The sequence below is a fragment of the Huaxiibacter chinensis genome (assembly GCF_022171985.1).
Lineage (GTDB): Bacteria > Pseudomonadota > Gammaproteobacteria > Enterobacterales > Enterobacteriaceae > Enterobacter > Enterobacter chinensis_A.
Map to the genome: position 1 here is coordinate 722,873 of NZ_JAJVHF010000001.1, position 18,218 is coordinate 741,090.

Consider the following 18,218-nt stretch of genomic DNA (forward strand, 5'->3'; position numbering starts at 1 on the left):
TCCCCTCTCCTTTTGGGAGAGGGTTAAGGTGAGGGGAACAACGTCCCCTCTTATGACTTACGCGCTACGCTGCAACAGCATCGACTTGATATGGCCGATGGCCCGCGTCGGGTTCAGCCCCTTAGGACATACACTGACGCAGTTCATGATGCTATGGCACCGGAATACACTGAAAGCATCACTTAAGCCTTCCAGACGATTATCCGTCTCGGTGTCGCGGCTATCGATCAGGAAACGATAGGCGGCCAGCAGACCCGCAGGACCGATAAACTTGTCCGGGTTCCACCAGAACGATGGGCAAGAGGTCGAACAGCATGCGCACAGAATACACTCGTACAGACCATCGAGTTTCTCGCGCTGCTCTGGCGACTGTAAATGCTCGCGAGCCGGAGGATTTTGCCCATTATTCAACAGGTAAGGCTTAATCTTCTCATATTGTGCATAGAATTGCCCCATGTCCACCACCAAATCACGCACGACAGGCAGGCCAGGCAGAGGACGGATAACAATTTTCTGCCCTGCACGCTGCAGTGCCGAAATCGGCGTAATACAGGCCAGGCCATTTTTGCCGTTCATGTTCACACCGTCGGAGCCACACACCCCTTCACGGCAGGAACGACGAAACGACAGTGTCGGATCTTTCTCTTTCAGCTGCATTAAGGCATCAAGCAGCATCATGTCGCGACCTTCTTCCGCTTCCAGGGTGTAATCCTGCATATGCGGAGCGTCATCAACATCCGGGTTATAACGATAAACTGAGAATTCGAGTTTCATTATCCTGTCTCCGCATTAATAAGTACGAATCTTCGGCGGGAACGCCGGACGCAGTTTCGGCTCCATATTGACGCTACGACGCGTCATGGATTCCGACTCTGGCAGATACAGGGAGTGGCACAGCCAGTTTTCGTCATCACGATCAGGGTAGTCGAAGCGGCTATGCGCGCCACGGCTTTCGGTACGGAAGTTCGCAGAAACTGCCGTGGCGTAAGCGGTTTCCATCAGGTTATCCAGCTCCAGACACTCAACGCGCTGGGTATTAAATTCGCTGGAGGTATCATCCAGACGGGCGTTTTTCAGACGCTCGCGGATCGCCTTCAGCTCTTCAAGCCCTTTGGCCATCGCGTCACCTTCACGGAACACCGAGAAGTTGTGCTGCATACATTCCTGCAGCGCTTTGCGGATTTCGACCGGATCTTCACCGTCACGGTTACCGTTCCAGCGATTAAGGCGCGCCAGTGACGCATCAATTTCCGCCTCGGTTGCATCACGCAGATCGCCCTGTTCAGCGATGGATTCCTGCAGATGCAGGCCCACCGCACGACCGAATACCACCAGGTCAAGCAGGGAGTTACCGCCAAGACGGTTTGCACCGTGTACGGATACGCAGGCGATTTCGCCCACGGCAAACAGGCCAGGGATCACAACGTCTTCACCCTGCTCGTTCACGGTCAGCGCCTGACCGGTCACTTTGGTTGGAATACCGCCCATCATGTAGTGGCAGGTCGGGATGACCGGAATCGGCTCTTTCACCGGGTCGACGTGCGCGAAGGTACGGGAAAGCTCCAGGATGCCCGGCAGGCGGGATTCCAGAACCTCTTTACCCAGGTGATCCAGCTTAAGTTTAGCGTGTGGACCCCATGGGCCGTCACAGCCGCGACCTTCACGGATTTCGATCATGATGGAACGCGCCACCACGTCACGACCCGCCAGGTCTTTCGCATTCGGGGCATAACGCTCCATGAAGCGCTCGCCGTGTTTGTTCAGCAGGTATCCGCCTTCACCACGACAGCCTTCCGTCACCAGAACACCTGCACCGGCGATGCCGGTTGGGTGGAACTGCCACATTTCCATATCCTGCACCGGGACGCCCGCGCGGATTGCCATGCCAACGCCGTCGCCGGTGTTGATGTGGGCATTGGTCGTGGACTGATAAATACGGCCTGCACCGCCGGTCGCCAGCACGGTCGCGCGGGCTTTGAAGTAAACCACTTCACCGGTTTCGATGCACAGAGCGGTACAACCCACTACCGCGCCATCTTCATTTTTCACCAGATCCAGCGCATACCACTCGGAGAAGATGGTGGTGTGGTTTTTCAGGTTTTGCTGATACAGCGTGTGCAGTAACGCGTGACCGGTACGGTCAGCCGCTGCCGCAGTACGTGCCGCCTGCTCGCCGCCGAAATCTTTCGACTGGCCGCCAAACGGACGTTGATAGATGGTGCCATTCTCCAGACGGGAGAACGGCAGACCCATGTGATCCAGTTCCAGAATCGCTTCCGGCCCGGTTTTACACATGTATTCAATCGCGTCCTGGTCACCAATGTAGTCCGACCCTTTTACGGTGTCGTACATATGCCATTCCCAGTTATCTTCATGGGTATTACCGAGCGCAACGGTGATGCCACCCTGCGCAGAGACGGTGTGCGAACGGGTCGGGAACACTTTTGAGAGCAGCGCACAGGTCTGGCCGCTCTGGGAAATTTGCAGTGCGGCACGCATACCTGCGCCACCCGCACCAATCACTACAGCATCAAATTCTCTGACTGGCAGTTTCATTACACACCCCACACCACAACGAATCCATAAATAACGTAAACCACCAGTGCGACAACAATCAGAAGTTGCAGAGGGAGGCGAATTGCCAGAGGTTTAACGTAATCGGTCAACACCTGCCACATGCCAATCCAGGCATGAATAAGAATGGAGAAGAGCGCCAGCAGGGTGAACACTTTGGTGAAGGCAGATCCGAAGAATCCGCTCCAGATTTCCCACGTCAGCGTGTCGCTGGTCGCGAAGAAACCAATCATGTAGATGATATAAAGCGTGAGGACGATGGCAGTAGCGCGGACCAGAATGAAGTCATGTACGCCGTTGCGTCCTAATGCGGAGGCGTTGCTTACCATACGAGAACTCCTGCGAGAATTGAAAGCACGACAGTGATGACAAAAGAGATATTCGCTGACCGTTTCCCGGCTTCGAAGGTTTCTTCCAGATAGCCAAAGTCCATCATCATGTGGCGAACGCCGCCGACGACGTGGTAGGCCAGCGCGGTCAGAATGCCCCACATAATAAATTTCACGAAGAAGCTGTTCATAATGGCGGAGGCCTGGAGGAATCCTTCAGGAGACGAGAGGCTGGTTCCCAGTAACCACAGCAGAATGCCAACCGCCACAAACGTAATCACACCGGATACGCGGTGCAGAATGGACGCTATGGCCGTTACAGGGAATCGGATCGTTTTCAGATCCAGATTGACAGGTCTTTGTTTTTTCACATTTCTTATCATGAATAACGCCCACATGCTGTTCTTATTATTCCCTTTGGATTTCGCGTCACAGGAAGGCGGCAAGTCCGGGAATCCCCGTGAACACAAAAGTATTGTGACCGGGACAAGCGGGCGCAGCCAACGCACCTGTAGCGTGAAAGACTATGGGATTTCCTTACTCCGGCTGCGTGCGGGTCAGACAGCGTTCCTTTTCTATAACTGCGCGTCATGCAAAACATTGCTTCCAAATGCTAAAACGACACGTTACAACGCTGGGTGGCTCGGGATTGCAGGGTGTTCCGGAGACCTGGCGGCAGTATAGGATGTTCACAAAATCATTACAATTAACCTACATACAGTTTGTCGGGTTTTATACGGAACAGTGAGCGGAGTCACGATAACAACATCTTTTTAATTTTTAATCATCTGATTTGACAAATGTTAAACAATATTGTTACAAACGTCATCAGAAAAGGCATATAATGCGCAAAAGTTATGAGGTCTCTCTTTCACCTGACAATTAGTTATGTAACAGTGTGATGGTATTGACCGAAGTTATCAGGACAGTTATTAGTGATATACAGGTTTGAATAATTCGGACTGCGAAGACACTGATTTGCTGTTAATTCTCTGATTTTCAGTCGTTTACTTGCAAGGCGCCATAGCTCTGTACCCTGGTTCCTCCTCGTGAGCTGAGCGGTAAGCCCAATAACAAACTAGTAACGATCGAACATCAACAGAATGCAAATCCCAGACACAACGTCATTCGGGCTAAAGCAAGGCGGCATGCCGGAGAATCTCTGGAAGCATAGCGAACTATGTCACCAGCGTTTGAGGACGCCACCCACGCAAAGATAGTGCGAAGGACAAAGTGTTTAGCAGTCTTAGACATAAGGCGCTAAGGAGACCGTAAATGGCTGATACAAAGGCAAAGCTCACTCTTGGGGGTGATACTGCTATCGAACTGGATGTGCTAAAAGGCACGCTCGGTCAGGACGTAATTGATATCCGTACGTTGGGTTCAAAAGGCGTGTTCACTTTTGATCCTGGTTTCACCTCCACCGCATCTTGCGAATCCAAAATCACCTTTATCGACGGTGACGAAGGTATCCTGCTCCATCGCGGCTTCCCCATCGACCAGTTAGCCACTGAATCCAACTATCTGGAAGTGTGCTACATCCTGCTGAACGGCGAAAAACCGACGCAGAAAGAGTACGATGAGTTCCGTACCACCGTGACGCGTCACACCATGATTCACGAGCAGATTACCCGTCTGTTCCACGCGTTCCGTCGTGATTCCCATCCGATGGCGGTAATGTGCGGGATCACGGGCGCGCTGGCGGCGTTCTACCACGATTCGCTGGACGTGAATAATCAACGTCACCGTGACATCGCGGCGTTCCGTCTGCTGTCCAAGATGCCGACCATGGCAGCGATGTGTTACAAATACTCTATCGGCCAGCCGTTTGTTTATCCGCGCAATGACCTCTCTTATGCGGGTAACTTCCTGAATATGATGTTCTCCACCCCGTGTGAAACCTACGAGGTTAATCCGGTTCTGGAGCGCGCCATGGACCGTATTCTGATCCTGCACGCCGATCATGAGCAGAACGCATCGACCTCAACCGTGCGTACCGCGGGCTCTTCTGGTGCGAACCCGTTCGCCTGTATCGCGGCGGGTATTGCCTCTCTGTGGGGACCGGCGCACGGCGGTGCAAACGAAGCGGCACTGAAGATGCTGGAAGAGATCAGCTCCGTTGAGCACATTCCTGAATTCGTGCGTCGCGCGAAAGACAAGAATGACTCCTTCCGTCTGATGGGCTTCGGTCACCGTGTGTACAAAAACTACGATCCGCGTGCCACCGTGATGCGTGAAACCTGCCACGAAGTGCTGAAAGAGTTGGGCACGAAGGACGATCTGCTGGAAGTGGCGATGGAGCTTGAGCACATTGCGCTGAACGACCCGTACTTCATCGAGAAGAAACTGTACCCGAACGTCGATTTCTACTCTGGCATTATTCTGAAAGCGATGGGTATTCCGTCTTCCATGTTCACCGTGATTTTCGCTATGGCCCGTACCGTAGGCTGGATCGCACACTGGAACGAGATGCACACCGACGGCATGAAAATCGCGCGTCCACGTCAGCTTTATACCGGCTACGAGCAGCGTGATTTTAAGTCTGATATTAAGCGTTAATGTTGAGTGGGGTGAGGCCTGATGCCCTCACCCCGGCCCTCTCCCACGGGAGAGGGGGAACACAAAAAACGGTAACCTTCGGGTTACCGTTTTGCGTTTAGCTCTGGCACCCGGGGCACCAGTAAAAGGGTCTCGACGACAGCGTGGTTTTTTCAATTATGCCGCCACAGCGCTCGCAGGCCTTACCCTGACGATGAAAAACCTTAAAGCGAAACAGCGCGCCATGATGCTTATTGTTATCCACCACGCCGCGCGTGGTGTAAGACAAACGCGGGATGTCCAGTAACGCATGGGACAGCGCATCCAGCTGCGCATCGCTAAGCTGTGAGGCTTTATGTTGTGCCGCCAGACCTACTTCCCACAGAATTTCTACCCGCAGATAGTTGCCTAATCCGGCCAGAAATGCCTGATCGAGCAGCAGCCCGGAAAATTGCCGGTTGCGAAATTTCGGCGACAACAGTCGTGCCTTTACGTCTTCAGCCGTCAGGCGCAGATCGAGAACATCCGGGCCAACCCGCTGCAGGAAAGGATGCGTCAGTAATTGATCCGGCGTTAACATCTCAATATCTGAGGCGCTATAGAGCAAAATCGCCTTATCTGCCGTTTGCAGTTTAACCCGCAAAACGCGTGTTGTTTGCAACGCTTCTCCGGCATCGATCAACCGCCAGACGCCATAAAGTTGATTGTGGCTATATAACGTCAGGTTATGGGAGAAATGCGTCAGCAGGGCTTTGCCACGCGTTTCAATGTGCGTAACGGTTTGCCCAATGAGGCCCGCTTCATACTGCTTCAACTGAGGAAAGGCAAACCACGCTTCGGTCAATGGTTTGCCTTTTATCGCCGCCTCCAGGCTATCCGCTGCGCGGCGGATCTCCGGACCTTCTGGCATACGTACTCCCTTTATCAGTGCGTCGCACCGCCTGTTATTTTGATATCCGTAGTCTGGTGCAACGCCACCGAAATGGCGATTTCCAGCGCCTCTTTGACCGTCTCTGCCGCCATGCTGGGTGCCCCTGGATGTGCCGCCGCCTGCTGGGGAAGATAAGGAATATGGATAAATCCGCCCCTGGTTTCCGCCTGCCCGCTGATTTTATTCAGCAGGCCGTACATCACGTGATTACAGACAAAGGTGCCCGCCGTTTGCGACACGGAAGCCGGGATCCCGCGCTCACGAAGCGCAGCAACCATTGCTTTAATGGGCAGCGAGCTAAACCATGCCGCCGGGCCGTCCGGGATGACCGGTGCGTCGACCGGCTGCTGACCACTGTTATCGGCAATGCGCGCGTCATCGATGTTGATGGCCACGCGTTCAACGGTGATATCCACGCGTCCCCCCGCCTGGCCAACAGCAAGCACCACTGCTGGCGACAGCGCGTCTATCGCCGCGTTTAGCACCGCTAAAGATTCACCGAACACACAGGGTAACTGGCGCGCCACGACGCGACAGTTATCGATGATCGTCCCGTCGAACTGTTTCACCACTTCCCAGGAGGGATTAATGCTCTCGCCCCCGAAGGGCTCAAAACCTGTCACTAATACAGTACGCATCGTCACTCCTTACAGGAACATCAGGAAATAGAGCAGGAAAACGTTCACGATCAACAGCAGCACGCCGGTGGGCACCTGCGCCTTGATCACCGCGTTTTTATCCGGCAGCTCCAGCAGGGCGGCAGGCACGATATTGAAATTGGCCGCCATCGGCGTCATTAAGGTTCCGCAGTAGCCTGAGAACATACCAATCGCCGCCATTACCGCCGGATTCCCGCCATGCTGCAAGACCAGTATCGGAATACCAATTCCGGCGGTCACTATCGGGAACGCCGCAAAAGCATTACCCATCACCATCGTCAGCAGGGCCATCCCGATAGCGTAGACCGCGACGGCGATAAACCGACTGTCTACCGCCAGATACGTTTGGGTCAGCCAGGAGATCCCTTCTCCCACACCGGCTGCGGTAAACAGCAGGCCCAGGGTGGCCAGAATTTGCGGCAGGATAAAGGCCCAGCCGATGGAGTCCAGCAGACGGCGCGCCTCCTGAATCGGCTGATGCGCCTTTTCATGGGTCATCTTCACCGCCATCGCCAGACCAATCAGCGAGCCCACCGTCATGGAAAAGAGCGTCACCAGCGTGGAATGATTGCCCGGGCCGAACAGGCTCTCCTGTAAACCGGGAATATGGTTAAACATCAGCACCCCGATCACCGTCACCACCGGAATCGCCAGGGCGGGATAAAACAGTCGGTTGCCCAGACGCTTCGCGCTGCTTTCTCGCTCTTCCTGTTTACGCTGATGATAACTGCCCAGGCGCACGCCGCCGAAACCGGCAATCAGCGCTAACCCAACGACCGCCACGCCGACGGCAATGTGCACCGTGCGTTTGTCACCCACCAGCTGATACGTCCAGTCGCCCAGGAGGAAAATCAGGCCGTACAGGCCCCAGAAAAGACCGGTTGTGACACGGCGTGGGTTCGCTTTATCACGAAAGGACATTACTGCGACAATCAGCAGCACCAGCCCCGCGAGCCAGTACAGATAACTTTGCTGGAAATTCATGCGCGATCTCCCTGTCCGGTCGTGGTTTTCGCCAGTTCGCGTTCAAGATGTTTATCCAGCCGCCATAGCCGTGTGGCATGAATAATGAAGGCACAGAGCGCGGTCGGGATCCCCCAAAGCGCAATATGCAGCGGCTCGGTCTGGATCCCACCGGACTCCAGCATAAAGTTGTGCATAAAGATAATGGCACCAAAGGCGACAAAGATATCTTCCCCGAAGAACAGCCCGACGTTGTCCGTTGCCGCTGACATCGCTCTCAGGCGATAACGTACGGCCCCCGGCAGTGCACCATATTTTTTCTCCGCTGCGCCTTCCGCCATCGGGGCCAGCAATGGACGCACCATTTGCGGATGCCCGCCCAGGCTGGTCAGGCCCATCGCAGCGGTGGCTTCACGCACAAACAGATAGACAATCAGCAGTCGGCCTGCGGTTGCACTGTGAATTTTGGCAATCCACGCCTGCGCCCTCTCCTTCAGCCCATGGCGCTCAAGCAGGCCTATGACCGCCAGCGGGATCAGCAGGATATACGGCAAATTTCGCGTATTCAGGAACCCTTCGCCGAGCTTTTCGAGGATGGTGGCGACGGGCATATGTGCCGCCACGCCGGTGACAATCCCGGCGACGATGACCACCAGAACCGGATTGAAGCGTAAGAGAAACCCGACCACAATCACCGCAATACCGATGAGTGGCCAGAGGGAAAGCGTCTCTGCCATGATGAAATTCCTGTTGTTGTGTTGTGTTTACTGTTGTGCGTTACGCACTGATTTTAATATTGTTAACGCTAAAGGCTTCACGCAGCCGACGGGCAAACGCCAGCGCATGTTCTCCATCACCGTGCAAACACACCGTCTGTGCCCGCACGTTCGCCCACTCGCCGGTCAGGCTTTTTACCCGGCCGCTCTGGACCATTTCAAGCGTCTGCTCCAGCGCCCGTTCTTCCTGGTCGATCAGCGCACCCGGCTCGCTTCGCGGCACCAGGCTTCCGTCGGCCCGATAGCCGCGATCGGCAAAGACCTCTTCGCGTGTCACCAGACCGTGACGTTCACCCGCCCGGATAAGCTCACTGCCCGCAAGCCCTACCAGGATGAGGCCCGGATCGACAGCCTGCACCGCACGGGCGATAGCCTCTGCCAGCGTAGCGTCCTTCGCCGCCTGGTTATACAACATGCCATGCGGTTTAACGTGGCGGAGTTGCCCCCCTTCCGCGCGGGTGATGGCCTTTAATGCACCAATCTGGTACAGCATCTGCGCGAACACCGTGTCCGGCGGAAGGTTCATCGCCGTCCGCCCAAAGTTTTCCCGATCGGGAAAGCTGGGATGCGCGCCAATCGCAACCCCTTTTTTTACAGCCTCGCGCACGCACGCCTGCATGGTTTGCGCATCGCCCGCATGATAGCCACAGGCGATATTGGCCGACGACACCAGGTCTAACAGCGCGGCATCGCTGCCGCACCCTTCACCCAGGTCCGCATTCAGATCAACGACGATCATTCAACCTCCATGCCAGTTGTTCGATGTATTGCTTCTGCACGCGTCGCGCCTCAAGGGCATCTTCCAGGGTACAGAGGACAAAGTGGATCGGCTGGCCGAGGGGAATTTGCGCCAGATGGTACATATCGGCCTCAATGATGCAGGCGATGCGGGGATAACCGCCGGTGGTTTGGGCATCGTTCATTAACACGATGGGCTGCCCGTTGTGAGGTACCTGAATCACGCCGGGTAGCAGACCGTGCGAGACCATTTCGCGATCGGTGTTGCGCATCAGCTGTTGTCCCTGCAGGCGATACCCCATACGGTTACTCTGAGGGCTAAGCTTCCAGGGCAAACGCCAGAACGCGTCCTGCGACGCCCGATCAAACTCGTGATATTCCGGCCCGGGCAGGGCACGAATGCGATTGCTCCAGAGCAGCTGTTTGATCCCCTGCGCCTCCACGAACGCGTGTGGACATTCACCGAGCGGCAGCCTGTCGCCATCTTTGAGCAAGCGGCCTTCAAAGCCGCCCATGCCGGTTTTCAGGTCGGTGCTGCGGGAATTCATCACCACAGGGACATCGATACCGCCTGCGACGGCAAGATAACTTCTTACGCCGTGTTGCGGACGGCGAAGCGTGAGGCGCTGTCCGGCTTTCGCCCTGAGCCGCCAGCCGGTCCAGACAGCGGCATCGTCCAGGGTGGCTTCACAACCCGCGCCGGTCAGGGCAAACCAGGTATCCGTTTCAAACTCAACGCAACATTGACCCAGGGTGATTTCCAGCGCGGCGTCATCAGGACTGTTACCCACCAGCACGTTTGCGATGTGCAGCGCCGGTTTGTCCAGCGCCCCGCAATAGCTGATCCCGGACTGCCGTTGTCCGGTTCGTCCGCCATCCTGCACTGACATGTAGAGTCCGGCACGTATGACTTTTAACATACCCCCTCCTTCTGCGGGACAAATCGCACGGTATCGCCGGGCCTTAACAACACGGGTTCGTCACGAAGTGGATCGAACAGCGGCAGGTCGGTGTGACCTATCAACTGCCAGCCACCGGGCGAAGCCAGAGGATAAATGCCGGTCTGTGCCCCGCCAATACCCACCGAGCCGGCGGGTACCACTAAACGCGGCTCCCCACGGCGGGGCATGGCCAGCTGTGGCGGTAATCCGCCCAGATACGGGAAGCCAGGCTGGAAACCTAAAAACCACACCACATACTCAACCGAGGCGTGCAGCTCAACCACCTGTTTTTCACTGAGCCCGGCGTGACTGGCCACCTCGCCCAGATCGGGCCCGGCCGCTTTGCCATAGACCACCGGGATGTCGATAAAGCGGGATTCAGGCTCCAGCGCCTCACTCTCTTCCCACCAGCGCTGCAACCGCTCAATGGCATCCAGCGCCACCGACTGTGGATTACGCAGCACCACGGTGATGTTGTTCATCCCCGGAATGGCTTCGACCACTTCGGGGATTTCTGCCAGCCGCTGGGTTAAACGCCAGATTCTTTTTTGCGTAGCCATCGTCACCGGAGGCTCAAGCTCCAGAACGACGGCCGTTTCGCCTAATAAATAACAACGCGCTCGCTGCACTTATGCACCTCTCATCAGGCGGGGTTAGGGATATCAATAAAGGTGACGTCCAGATCGGTGTTTTCGTTCAGCCATTCGCTTAAAGCGCGTATGCCGCCGCGCTCGGTAGCGTGATGCCCCGCCGCGTAGAAATGCAGACCTTGCTCACGCGCCGAGTGAATCGTCTGCTCTGAGACTTCACCGGTAATAAAGGCATCCACACCAAAGTGCGCCGCCTTATCGATGAAGCCCTGCCCCCCGCCCGTACACCAGGCGATACGCTTCACTAAATCGGGCCCGGTATCACCGCTCCACAGGGGACGGCGGCCCAGACGGGCTTCAATCCAGGAGGCCAGTTCAAGGCCCGGTACCGGCATTGACAGTTCACCCCACGGCACCAGCGGTTCAATTTCGCCCATCACCGTGATCCCCAACAGCTGGGCCAGCTGGACGTTGTTGCCAAGCTCCGGATGTGCATCCAGCGGTAAATGCCAGCCGTACAGATTGATATCGTTGGCCAGCAGCGTTTTCAGGCGATTGCGCTTCATACCACGAATAATGGGCGCTTCGTTTTTCCAGAAATAACCGTGATGCACAATGACCGCATCCGCCCCAAGGCGCACGGCTTCATCCAGCAGCGCCTGGCTTGCGGTGACGCCGGTTACCACTTTCTGCACCGTTTCACGGCCTTCTACCTGCAATCCATTCGGACCGTAGTCGCTAAAGCTGCCGCTGTTCAGCTTTTCATTAATCAGACTTTCCAGTTCGCTGTTTTTCATCATGACTCTCTTTATGCTTTTCGCGCGGCTTCATAGGCCGCCAGCGTGGCGACGCGCGCCTGTTTATGATCGACAATTGGGCGAGGATAAGTCAGGGTTTTCCCCACTTTATCTGCCCATACCCAGGGTTCATGGAGGGCTTTGTCGGGAACATCGGCCAGCTCCGGCAACCACTGACGAATAAACTCGCCGGTCGCATCAAAACGTTGTCCCTGGGTGGTCGGATTAAAAATACGAAAATAAGGAGCGGCGTCGGTTCCCGTCGAGGCTGCCCACTGCCAGCCACCGTTATTGGCGGCCAGATCGCCATCAATCAGCTGAGAAATAAAATAACGCTCTCCGGTGCGCCAGTCGATGAGTAAGTCCTTCACCAAAAAACTGGCGGTAATCATACGCAGGCGGTTATGCATCCAGCCAGTCTCATTAAGCTGGCGCATGGCGGCATCCACAATGGGATAACCGGTTTGACCGCGTTGCCAGGCTTCAAGATGCGCCGGGTTATCCTGCCACTGCACCTTCTCCGTCCAGCGGATGAAGGGCCGATGTTTACATAATGCAGGGTGATACGTCATCAGATGACGGTAAAACTCCCGCCAGATAAGCTCGTTCAGCCATACTGAACCTGCCCCGCCGTCCAGCGCCTGAGGTTGTTCTGCCAGCAGGCGATGCAGACACTGACGCGGTGACAAAGCCCCCAGCGCTAAACAGGCCGACAGACGGCTGGTCCCCTCTATGGCGGGGAAATCGCGTTGGGTTTCATAATCACCCGCATGATGTTTGCAGAAATGGCGCAGCTGGGCGATGGCCGCTTTCTCGTTATCGGGAAAGCGCGCGCTGTCGAACGCCTGCTGGGGATAATCAAATTGAATGGCCTTTTGCGGCGGGACCTCCCCCTCCCGGGTAGCAGGGGCCGCAACGCACTCGGGTAAACTCTCCTTCAGCCGTTTAATAAAGGCATTTTTGAAGGGGGTGAAAACCTTGTACATTTCCCGATTGCCGGTCATCACGCTGCCCGGTGGCAACATAACGCTGTCGTCAAACCCCTGACAGACCAGCTCTGTGAGGGTTTTTTCCAGCTGTCTGTCACGCTGCTGTTCGTTGAACTCATACTGATAGTTATAAAAAAGATGGCTGACGTCGTGCTGCGCGCAAATCGCCTGCACTTTTTTAACCTGGGCGTCAAAGTCGCTCACCTCCTCGAAAATCAGAGGGATACCTTTTTCAGCCAGCGCTTGCTGTAAATGATTCAGATGTGAACGCAGGCAGGCCGCCTGTCGCGGCGCCATATCATGTTGCCGCCACTGCTCCGGCGTGGCAATAAACAGGGCGAGCACCTTTGCGTTCCGGGCGCGGCAGGCCGCCGCAAGCGCGATGTTGTCATGTACGCGCAAATCCGCGCGAAACCAAACCAAATGGGTGGGCATAAAACTCCTGGCAATTGTCCATTATGTCCGTAAGGCCATGCCATTTAAGAGAAAACGGCAGGCTTTTGTGTACTTTGCCATGAAGTGTAGACGGGATGAAATAAAAAAGGCCGCCTTGAACGGCGGCCTTAACGCTACTTGTCTGGCGTTAGCATGGTTAAAGCAACAAACCTGGACGGTTCATCACTTTTCACCACGAATACGCTGGCGACAATGAACGCAATGCACAGATAGCGTTTCATTATGCGGTCCCTGCAGCTAACCGCTCCACCGTTCACCACCGGTGATAAGTCGGTGGACTCAAGCTCTGAAGGAAGCTTGACTGACGGTTGTGGTAACTCCTTTCCCGGGACCGGTGCCCATGTGCGAGATGGCGGAAAGGGACGCTGCATACTAAACGTCGTACCAATAAAGCGTAATCCACCGGGCTACTCTTTAGGAATATATTTAGTGCGGAGGATTTTAATTTTTAATCCAGCGGAAGTATGCTTGTCATCCTCTGAAGGGAGCTTGAAAAACTTCCCAACGGACCGCGAATCCTGAGGGACAAAAAAACCGCCACATTGCTGTAGGCGGTTTTTTTTATGGCTGTGTGCCGTCTTTTTTAGTAGAAATCGCAGGTCGCTTTTTCGGCCTGATCCATCCAAACCGGCTTCTCGCTGGTTTTCGCCCAGACGCGGTGCAGATAGCTGTAAAAACGTGCGCGATCTTTCCAGAATAACATCACGGGCAATGCCAGTATTCCCGCCACTACGGCGAAAGCACGACGTAAAAAGACCACATGAGCTGGATACGCTTTGTAAAAGTCCATTGTTTTCTCCCCTATAGTTGGCCGGAAACGTTATCCGGGAATCAAATTTGGTTATCTGGCTAAAATAGTACCGTTTTGTTTGTAATTTTACTACTCATCCGACCACTATTTTTTATTCATTTAGTGAATATTTACAGTTTGCCCGTAATTAAGTTACAAAAAAGTTAACAAGATACTAACCATTAGTAAAACAATGGTTTTTCTCTCTTTATACTTTTTTTACACCTGCCTGCCGCTTTTTTGCGAAATCTTTGCGCCGAAAATCCTATCGTAAGCACAAATACGAATGTCACCCGGAGGTGAATTGTGAGTGCAGGTCTGATTGCCGGCATCGTGCTGGTGTTCCTGTTATTGGGTTATCTGGTCTATGCCCTGATCAATGCGGAGGCATTCTGATGGCTGCCCAGGCATTTTTACTCATTGGTAGTTTTTTACTGGTGCTCTTCCTGCTGGCCAAACCGCTGGGAACGCTGCTCGCCAGCATGATTAACAACGTCGCGCTGCCCGGCGTAGGGAAAGTGGAAAAAGGGATCTGGCGTACGCTCGGCATTCACGATCGTGAAATGAACTGGCGTCAGTATCTGCTGGCCATCGTATTGTTAAACCTGTCCGGTCTCGCCTTCTTATTCACCCTGCTAATGATGCAGGGCATTCTGCCGTTGAATCCGCAAGGGCTGCCCGGATTGTCATGGCACCTGGCGCTCAATACCGCCGTGAGTTTTGTCACCAACACTAACTGGCAGTCCTACGCCGGTGAAACCACGCTGAGCTACCTCAGTCAGATGGTGGGGCTCACCGTACAAAACTTCCTTTCGGCGGCCAGCGGTATCGCCGTGATGTTTGCCCTGGCGCGCGCCTTTGCTCGTCAAAGCATGGGGACGCTGGGAAATGCCTGGGTGGATGTGACGCGCATCACCCTGTGGGTATTGCTGCCCCTTTCATTGCTGATTGCTCTGTTCTTTATTCAGCAAGGTACCCTGCAAAATATTCTCCCTTATACCTCGTACACCTCGCTGGAAGGGGTGAAACAGATGCTGCCGATGGGGCCGGTCGCCTCGCAGGAAGCGATCAAAATGCTCGGCACCAACGGCGGGGGCTTCTTTAACGCCAACTCCTCCCATCCTTTTGAAAACCCGACTGCGCTGACCAATCTGGTACAGATGTGGGCGATTTTCCTGATCCCCGCCGCGCTCTGTTTTGCGTTTGGCGATGTGGTCAACGATCGCCGCCAGGGACGCGCCATTCTGTGGGCGATGTCGCTGATCTTTATCGTCTGCGTCGCGCTGGTGATGTGGGCTGAGTGGCAGGGAAATCCTCACCTGCTGGCGCTGGGTGCGGATAGCGCCATCAATATGGAAGGGAAAGAGAGTCGCTTTGGCATCCTGGCAAGCAGTCTGTATGCGGTGGTCACCACGGCGGCATCCTGCGGTGCGGTGAACGCCATGCACGACTCCTTCACCGCCCTGGGCGGCATGATCCCGCTGTGGCTGATGCAGATTGGCGAGGTGGTCTTCGGCGGCGTTGGCTCAGGTCTGTACGGCATGATGCTGTTTGTCCTGCTGGCGGTATTTATCGCCGGACTGATGATTGGACGTACGCCGGAATATCTGGGTAAAAAAATCGACGTGCGCGAGATGAAACTGACCGCACTGGCCATTCTGGTCACCCCTGCCCTGGTGCTGATGGGCACCGCGCTGGCGTTAATGACCGACGCCGGGCGCAGCGGTATTTTCAACCCGGGCATTCACGGCTTTAGTGAGGTGCTCTACGCCGTTTCGTCTGCATCGAATAACAACGGCAGCGCCTTTGCAGGCTTAAGCGCGAACTCTCCTTTCTGGAACTGTTTATTGGCCTTCTGCATGTTTGTCGGTCGCTTCGGGGTGATTGTCCCGGTGATGGCGATTGCCGGCGCGCTGGTGAACAAAAAAATTCAGCCCACCACCAGCGGCACGCTGCCCACCCACGGCGCGCTGTTTATCGGCCTGCTGATTGGCACCGTATTGCTGGTCGGTGCCTTGACCTTTATCCCCGCCCTCGCGTTAGGCCCGGTCGCGGAACATCTTTCTTTACGTTAATAGTGCGGAGACATGCGTCATGAGTCGTAAGCAACTGGCCCTGTTAGAACCTTCTCTGGTTCGTCAGGCGCTGATGGATGCGGTGAAAAAATTAAGCCCGCGGGTGCAATGGCACAATCCGGTGATGTTTATCGTCTGGATCGGTAGCGTTCTGACCACCCTGCTGGCTATCGCCATGAGTACCGGTCACCTTGCCGGGCAGGCAAGCTTTACCGCAGCCATTAGCGTATGGCTGTGGTTCACCGTGCTTTTTGCCAACTTCGCCGAGGCGTTAGCCGAAGGCCGTAGCAAGGCACAGGCCAACAGCCTGAAAGGCGTCAAAAAAACGGCCTTCGCCCGCAAACTGCGTGAAGCGAAATACGGTGCCCCGATGGATCATGTCCCGGCCGAGGATTTGCGCAAAGGTGACGTGGTGCTGGTCGAGGCGGGCGATATTATCCCCTGCGACGGGGAAGTGATTGAGGGCGGTGCTTCCGTGGACGAAAGCGCCATTACCGGCGAGTCTGCGCCGGTGATCCGCGAATCCGGCGGCGACTTTGCCTCGGTAACCGGAGGAACGCGTATTCTTTCTGACTGGCTGGTGATCCAGTGCAGCGTAAATCCGGGCGAAACCTTCCTGGACCGCATGATTGCCATGGTTGAAGGCGCGCAACGGCGTAAAACCCCTAACGAAATTGCCCTGACCATTTTGCTGATTGCCCTGACGCTCGTCTTCCTGCTGGCCACCGCCACGCTATGGCCCTTCTCAGCCTATGGCGGCACCGCCGTCAGCGTGACGGTGCTGGTGGCCCTGTTGGTCTGCCTGATCCCGACCACCATCGGCGGTCTGCTGTCTGCCATCGGGGTAGCGGGGATGAGCCGCATGCTCGGCGCGAACGTCATCGCCACCAGCGGACGCGCGGTAGAAGCCGCGGGCGATGTGGATGTCCTGCTGCTGGACAAAACCGGGACAATCACCCTGGGTAATCGCCAGGCGTCGGAATTCCTGCCCGCGCCGGGCGTGGATGAAAAAACGCTGGCCGATGCCGCACAGCTCTCGTCGCTGGCGGACGAAACGCCGGAAGGTCGCAGTATCGTGATCCTCGCCAAACAGCGTTTCAATCTGCGCCAGCGGGATGTGCAGAGCCTGAACGCCACGTTTGTGCCCTTTACTGCGCAAACCCGCATGAGCGGTATCAACATTCAGGACCGGATGATCCGCAAAGGTTCGGTTGACGCCATTCGCCGTCATATTGAGGCTAACAATGGTCATTTCCCGCCAGCGGTCGACAGCCTGGTCGAGAACGTGGCGCGTCAGGGAGCCACACCGTTAGTGGTCTGCGAAGGGGCAACGGTTCTGGGCGTCATCGCCTTAAAAGATATCGTTAAAGGAGGCATCAAAGAACGTTTTGCCCAGCTGCGTAAAATGGGGATTAAAACGGTGATGATCACCGGGGATAACCGTCTGACCGCCGCAGCCATCGCGGCGGAAGCTGGCGTGGACGATTTTCTGTCCGAGGCCACGCCAGAGGCCAAGCTGGCCCTGATTCGCCAGTATCAGTCTGATGGCCGTCTCGTTGCCATGACCGGCGACGGTACCAACGACGCCCCGGCGCTGGCACAGGCGGACGTAGCGGTGGCGATGAATTCCGGGACCCAGGCCGCAAAAGAAGCGGGCAACATGGTCGATCTGGACTCCAATCCCACCAAACTGATTGAAGTCGTGCATATCGGTAAACAGATGCTGATGACGCGCGGGTCGCTCACCACCTTCAGTATTGCCAATGATGTCGCAAAATACTTTGCCATCATTCCCGCCGCGTTTGCCGCGACCTACCCGCAGCTTAACGCGCTGAATGTGATGCATCTGCACTCTCCGGCCTCGGCGATCCTGAGCGCGGTAATATTTAACGCCCTGATTATCGTCATCCTGATCCCGCTGGCCCTGAAAGGAGTGAGCTATAAGCCGCTTACGGCTGCCGCCATGCTACGCCGTAATCTGTGGGTGTACGGCCTCGGCGGTCTTATCGTTCCCTTTATCGGCATCAAACTGATCGACATTCTGCTTACCGTTTTTGGGCTGGTTTAAGAGG

At 55.6% G+C, this 18,218-nt stretch carries 18 protein-coding genes; 4 read left to right on the forward strand and 14 right to left on the reverse strand.

What is annotated here, in order from left to right; genetic code table 11:
• Window positions 1–57 precede the first annotated feature (57 nt).
• Genes LZP96_RS03525 through sdhC form a run of 4 tightly spaced genes read right to left on the reverse strand, consistent with a single transcriptional unit; the run spans window position 58 to window position 3,301 of the window.
• Window positions 58–774 carry a succinate dehydrogenase iron-sulfur subunit gene (locus tag LZP96_RS03525; RefSeq protein ID WP_064325349.1) on the reverse strand — a complete coding sequence of 239 codons (717 nt, stop codon included), beginning with the start codon at window positions 772–774 and terminating at the stop codon, window positions 58–60.
• A 15-nt stretch (window positions 775–789) separates the two neighbouring features.
• Window positions 790–2,556 carry a succinate dehydrogenase flavoprotein subunit gene (gene sdhA / locus LZP96_RS03530; RefSeq protein WP_064325348.1) on the reverse strand — a complete coding sequence of 589 codons (1,767 nt, stop codon included), beginning with the start codon at window positions 2,554–2,556 and terminating at the stop codon, window positions 790–792.
• The gene (sdhD, locus tag LZP96_RS03535; protein ID WP_064325347.1) at window positions 2,556–2,903 is read right to left on the reverse strand and encodes a succinate dehydrogenase membrane anchor subunit; all 348 of its coding nucleotides are present in this window, start codon (window positions 2,901–2,903) and stop codon (window positions 2,556–2,558) included. Before sdhD ends, sdhA begins: the two co-directional genes overlap by 1 nt.
• Window positions 2,897–3,301 (reverse strand): succinate dehydrogenase cytochrome b556 subunit, encoded by a 405-nt coding sequence (gene sdhC, locus LZP96_RS03540; RefSeq protein WP_064328088.1) that lies wholly within the window; start codon window positions 3,299–3,301, stop codon window positions 2,897–2,899. Before sdhC ends, sdhD begins: the two co-directional genes overlap by 7 nt.
• An 877-nt stretch (window positions 3,302–4,178) precedes the next feature.
• Between sdhC and LZP96_RS03545 the strand changes: the two genes are divergently transcribed.
• Window positions 4,179–5,462 (forward strand): citrate synthase, encoded by a 1,284-nt coding sequence (locus LZP96_RS03545; RefSeq protein ID WP_064325346.1) that lies wholly within the window; start codon window positions 4,179–4,181, stop codon window positions 5,460–5,462.
• A gap of 97 nt (window positions 5,463–5,559) precedes the next feature.
• Here LZP96_RS03545 and nei read toward each other — a convergent pair whose 3' ends face one another.
• The 10 genes from nei to LZP96_RS03595 form a co-directional block, all read right to left on the reverse strand.
• Window positions 5,560–6,351, reverse strand: a complete 792-nt coding sequence (gene nei / locus LZP96_RS03550; protein ID WP_064325345.1) for an endonuclease VIII — start codon at window positions 6,349–6,351, stop codon at window positions 5,560–5,562.
• A gap of 14 nt (window positions 6,352–6,365) precedes the next feature.
• The gene (gene pcp / locus LZP96_RS03555; protein WP_064325344.1) at window positions 6,366–7,010 is read right to left on the reverse strand and encodes a pyroglutamyl-peptidase I; all 645 of its coding nucleotides are present in this window, start codon (window positions 7,008–7,010) and stop codon (window positions 6,366–6,368) included.
• 9 nt (window positions 7,011–7,019) lie between these two features.
• Window positions 7,020–8,015 (reverse strand): DUF979 domain-containing protein, encoded by a 996-nt coding sequence (locus tag LZP96_RS03560; protein ID WP_064325343.1) that lies wholly within the window; start codon window positions 8,013–8,015, stop codon window positions 7,020–7,022.
• The gene (locus tag LZP96_RS03565; protein WP_064325342.1) at window positions 8,012–8,731 is read right to left on the reverse strand and encodes a DUF969 domain-containing protein; all 720 of its coding nucleotides are present in this window, start codon (window positions 8,729–8,731) and stop codon (window positions 8,012–8,014) included. Before LZP96_RS03565 ends, LZP96_RS03560 begins: the two co-directional genes overlap by 4 nt.
• A gap of 40 nt (window positions 8,732–8,771) precedes the next feature.
• The gene (gene pxpA, locus LZP96_RS03570) at window positions 8,772–9,506 is read right to left on the reverse strand and encodes a 5-oxoprolinase subunit PxpA (protein WP_064328087.1); all 735 of its coding nucleotides are present in this window, start codon (window positions 9,504–9,506) and stop codon (window positions 8,772–8,774) included.
• Window positions 9,496–10,428: a 5-oxoprolinase subunit PxpC gene (pxpC, locus tag LZP96_RS03575; RefSeq protein WP_064325341.1), complete on the reverse strand. Its 933-nt coding sequence runs from the start codon at window positions 10,426–10,428 to the stop codon at window positions 9,496–9,498. The genes pxpA and pxpC overlap by 11 nt, the downstream gene beginning before the upstream one ends.
• On the reverse strand, window positions 10,422–11,078 hold the full coding sequence (gene pxpB / locus LZP96_RS03580) for a 5-oxoprolinase subunit PxpB (RefSeq protein WP_064325340.1): 657 nt from the start codon (window positions 11,076–11,078) through the stop codon (window positions 10,422–10,424). Before pxpB ends, pxpC begins: the two co-directional genes overlap by 7 nt.
• A gap of 14 nt (window positions 11,079–11,092) precedes the next feature.
• On the reverse strand, window positions 11,093–11,836 hold the full coding sequence (locus LZP96_RS03585) for a type 2 GTP cyclohydrolase I (protein ID WP_064328086.1): 744 nt from the start codon (window positions 11,834–11,836) through the stop codon (window positions 11,093–11,095).
• Between the two features lie 11 nt (window positions 11,837–11,847).
• Window positions 11,848–13,260, reverse strand: a complete 1,413-nt coding sequence (gene phrB / locus LZP96_RS03590) for a deoxyribodipyrimidine photo-lyase (RefSeq protein ID WP_064325339.1) — start codon at window positions 13,258–13,260, stop codon at window positions 11,848–11,850.
• A 604-nt stretch (window positions 13,261–13,864) separates the two neighbouring features.
• Window positions 13,865–14,071 carry a YbfA family protein gene (locus LZP96_RS03595; protein WP_064325338.1) on the reverse strand — a complete coding sequence of 69 codons (207 nt, stop codon included), beginning with the start codon at window positions 14,069–14,071 and terminating at the stop codon, window positions 13,865–13,867.
• Between the two features lie 306 nt (window positions 14,072–14,377).
• Between LZP96_RS03595 and kdpF the strand changes: the two genes are divergently transcribed.
• The 3 genes from kdpF to kdpB are packed head-to-tail and all read left to right on the forward strand — an operon-like array spanning window position 14,378 to window position 18,214.
• Entirely contained in the window at window positions 14,378–14,467 is a 90-nt protein-coding gene (gene kdpF, locus LZP96_RS03600; RefSeq protein ID WP_014069365.1) for a K(+)-transporting ATPase subunit F, read from the forward strand.
• Entirely contained in the window at window positions 14,467–16,146 is a 1,680-nt protein-coding gene (kdpA, locus tag LZP96_RS03605) for a potassium-transporting ATPase subunit KdpA (protein ID WP_064325337.1), read from the forward strand. Before kdpF ends, kdpA begins: the two co-directional genes overlap by 1 nt.
• A 19-nt stretch (window positions 16,147–16,165) precedes the next feature.
• Complete coding sequence (gene kdpB / locus LZP96_RS03610; RefSeq protein WP_064325336.1) at window positions 16,166–18,214, forward strand: potassium-transporting ATPase subunit KdpB; 2,049 nt, start codon at window positions 16,166–16,168, stop codon at window positions 18,212–18,214.
• Window positions 18,215–18,218 lie beyond the last annotated feature (4 nt).

Coding starts and splice junctions, on each gene's coding strand:
- pxpC (WP_064325341.1), bottom strand. CDS start 10,428: ATGTTAAAAGTCATACGTGCCGGACTCTACATGTCAGTGCAGGATGGC.
- LZP96_RS03595 (WP_064325338.1), bottom strand. CDS start 14,071: ATGGACTTTTACAAAGCGTATCCAGCTCATGTGGTCTTTTTACGTCGT.
- sdhC (WP_064328088.1), bottom strand. CDS start 3,301: ATGTGGGCGTTATTCATGATAAGAAATGTGAAAAAACAAAGACCTGTC.
- nei (WP_064325345.1), bottom strand. CDS start 6,351: ATGCCAGAAGGTCCGGAGATCCGCCGCGCAGCGGATAGCCTGGAGGCG.
- sdhA (WP_064325348.1), bottom strand. CDS start 2,556: ATGAAACTGCCAGTCAGAGAATTTGATGCTGTAGTGATTGGTGCGGGT.
- LZP96_RS03560 (WP_064325343.1), bottom strand. CDS start 8,015: ATGAATTTCCAGCAAAGTTATCTGTACTGGCTCGCGGGGCTGGTGCTG.
- kdpB (WP_064325336.1), top strand. CDS start 16,166: ATGAGTCGTAAGCAACTGGCCCTGTTAGAACCTTCTCTGGTTCGTCAG.
- sdhD (WP_064325347.1), bottom strand. CDS start 2,903: ATGGTAAGCAACGCCTCCGCATTAGGACGCAACGGCGTACATGACTTC.
- LZP96_RS03525 (WP_064325349.1), bottom strand. CDS start 774: ATGAAACTCGAATTCTCAGTTTATCGTTATAACCCGGATGTTGATGAC.
- LZP96_RS03585 (WP_064328086.1), bottom strand. CDS start 11,836: ATGAAAAACAGCGAACTGGAAAGTCTGATTAATGAAAAGCTGAACAGC.
- LZP96_RS03565 (WP_064325342.1), bottom strand. CDS start 8,731: ATGGCAGAGACGCTTTCCCTCTGGCCACTCATCGGTATTGCGGTGATT.
- kdpA (WP_064325337.1), top strand. CDS start 14,467: ATGGCTGCCCAGGCATTTTTACTCATTGGTAGTTTTTTACTGGTGCTC.
- pcp (WP_064325344.1), bottom strand. CDS start 7,010: ATGCGTACTGTATTAGTGACAGGTTTTGAGCCCTTCGGGGGCGAGAGC.
- LZP96_RS03545 (WP_064325346.1), top strand. CDS start 4,179: ATGGCTGATACAAAGGCAAAGCTCACTCTTGGGGGTGATACTGCTATC.
- phrB (WP_064325339.1), bottom strand. CDS start 13,260: ATGCCCACCCATTTGGTTTGGTTTCGCGCGGATTTGCGCGTACATGAC.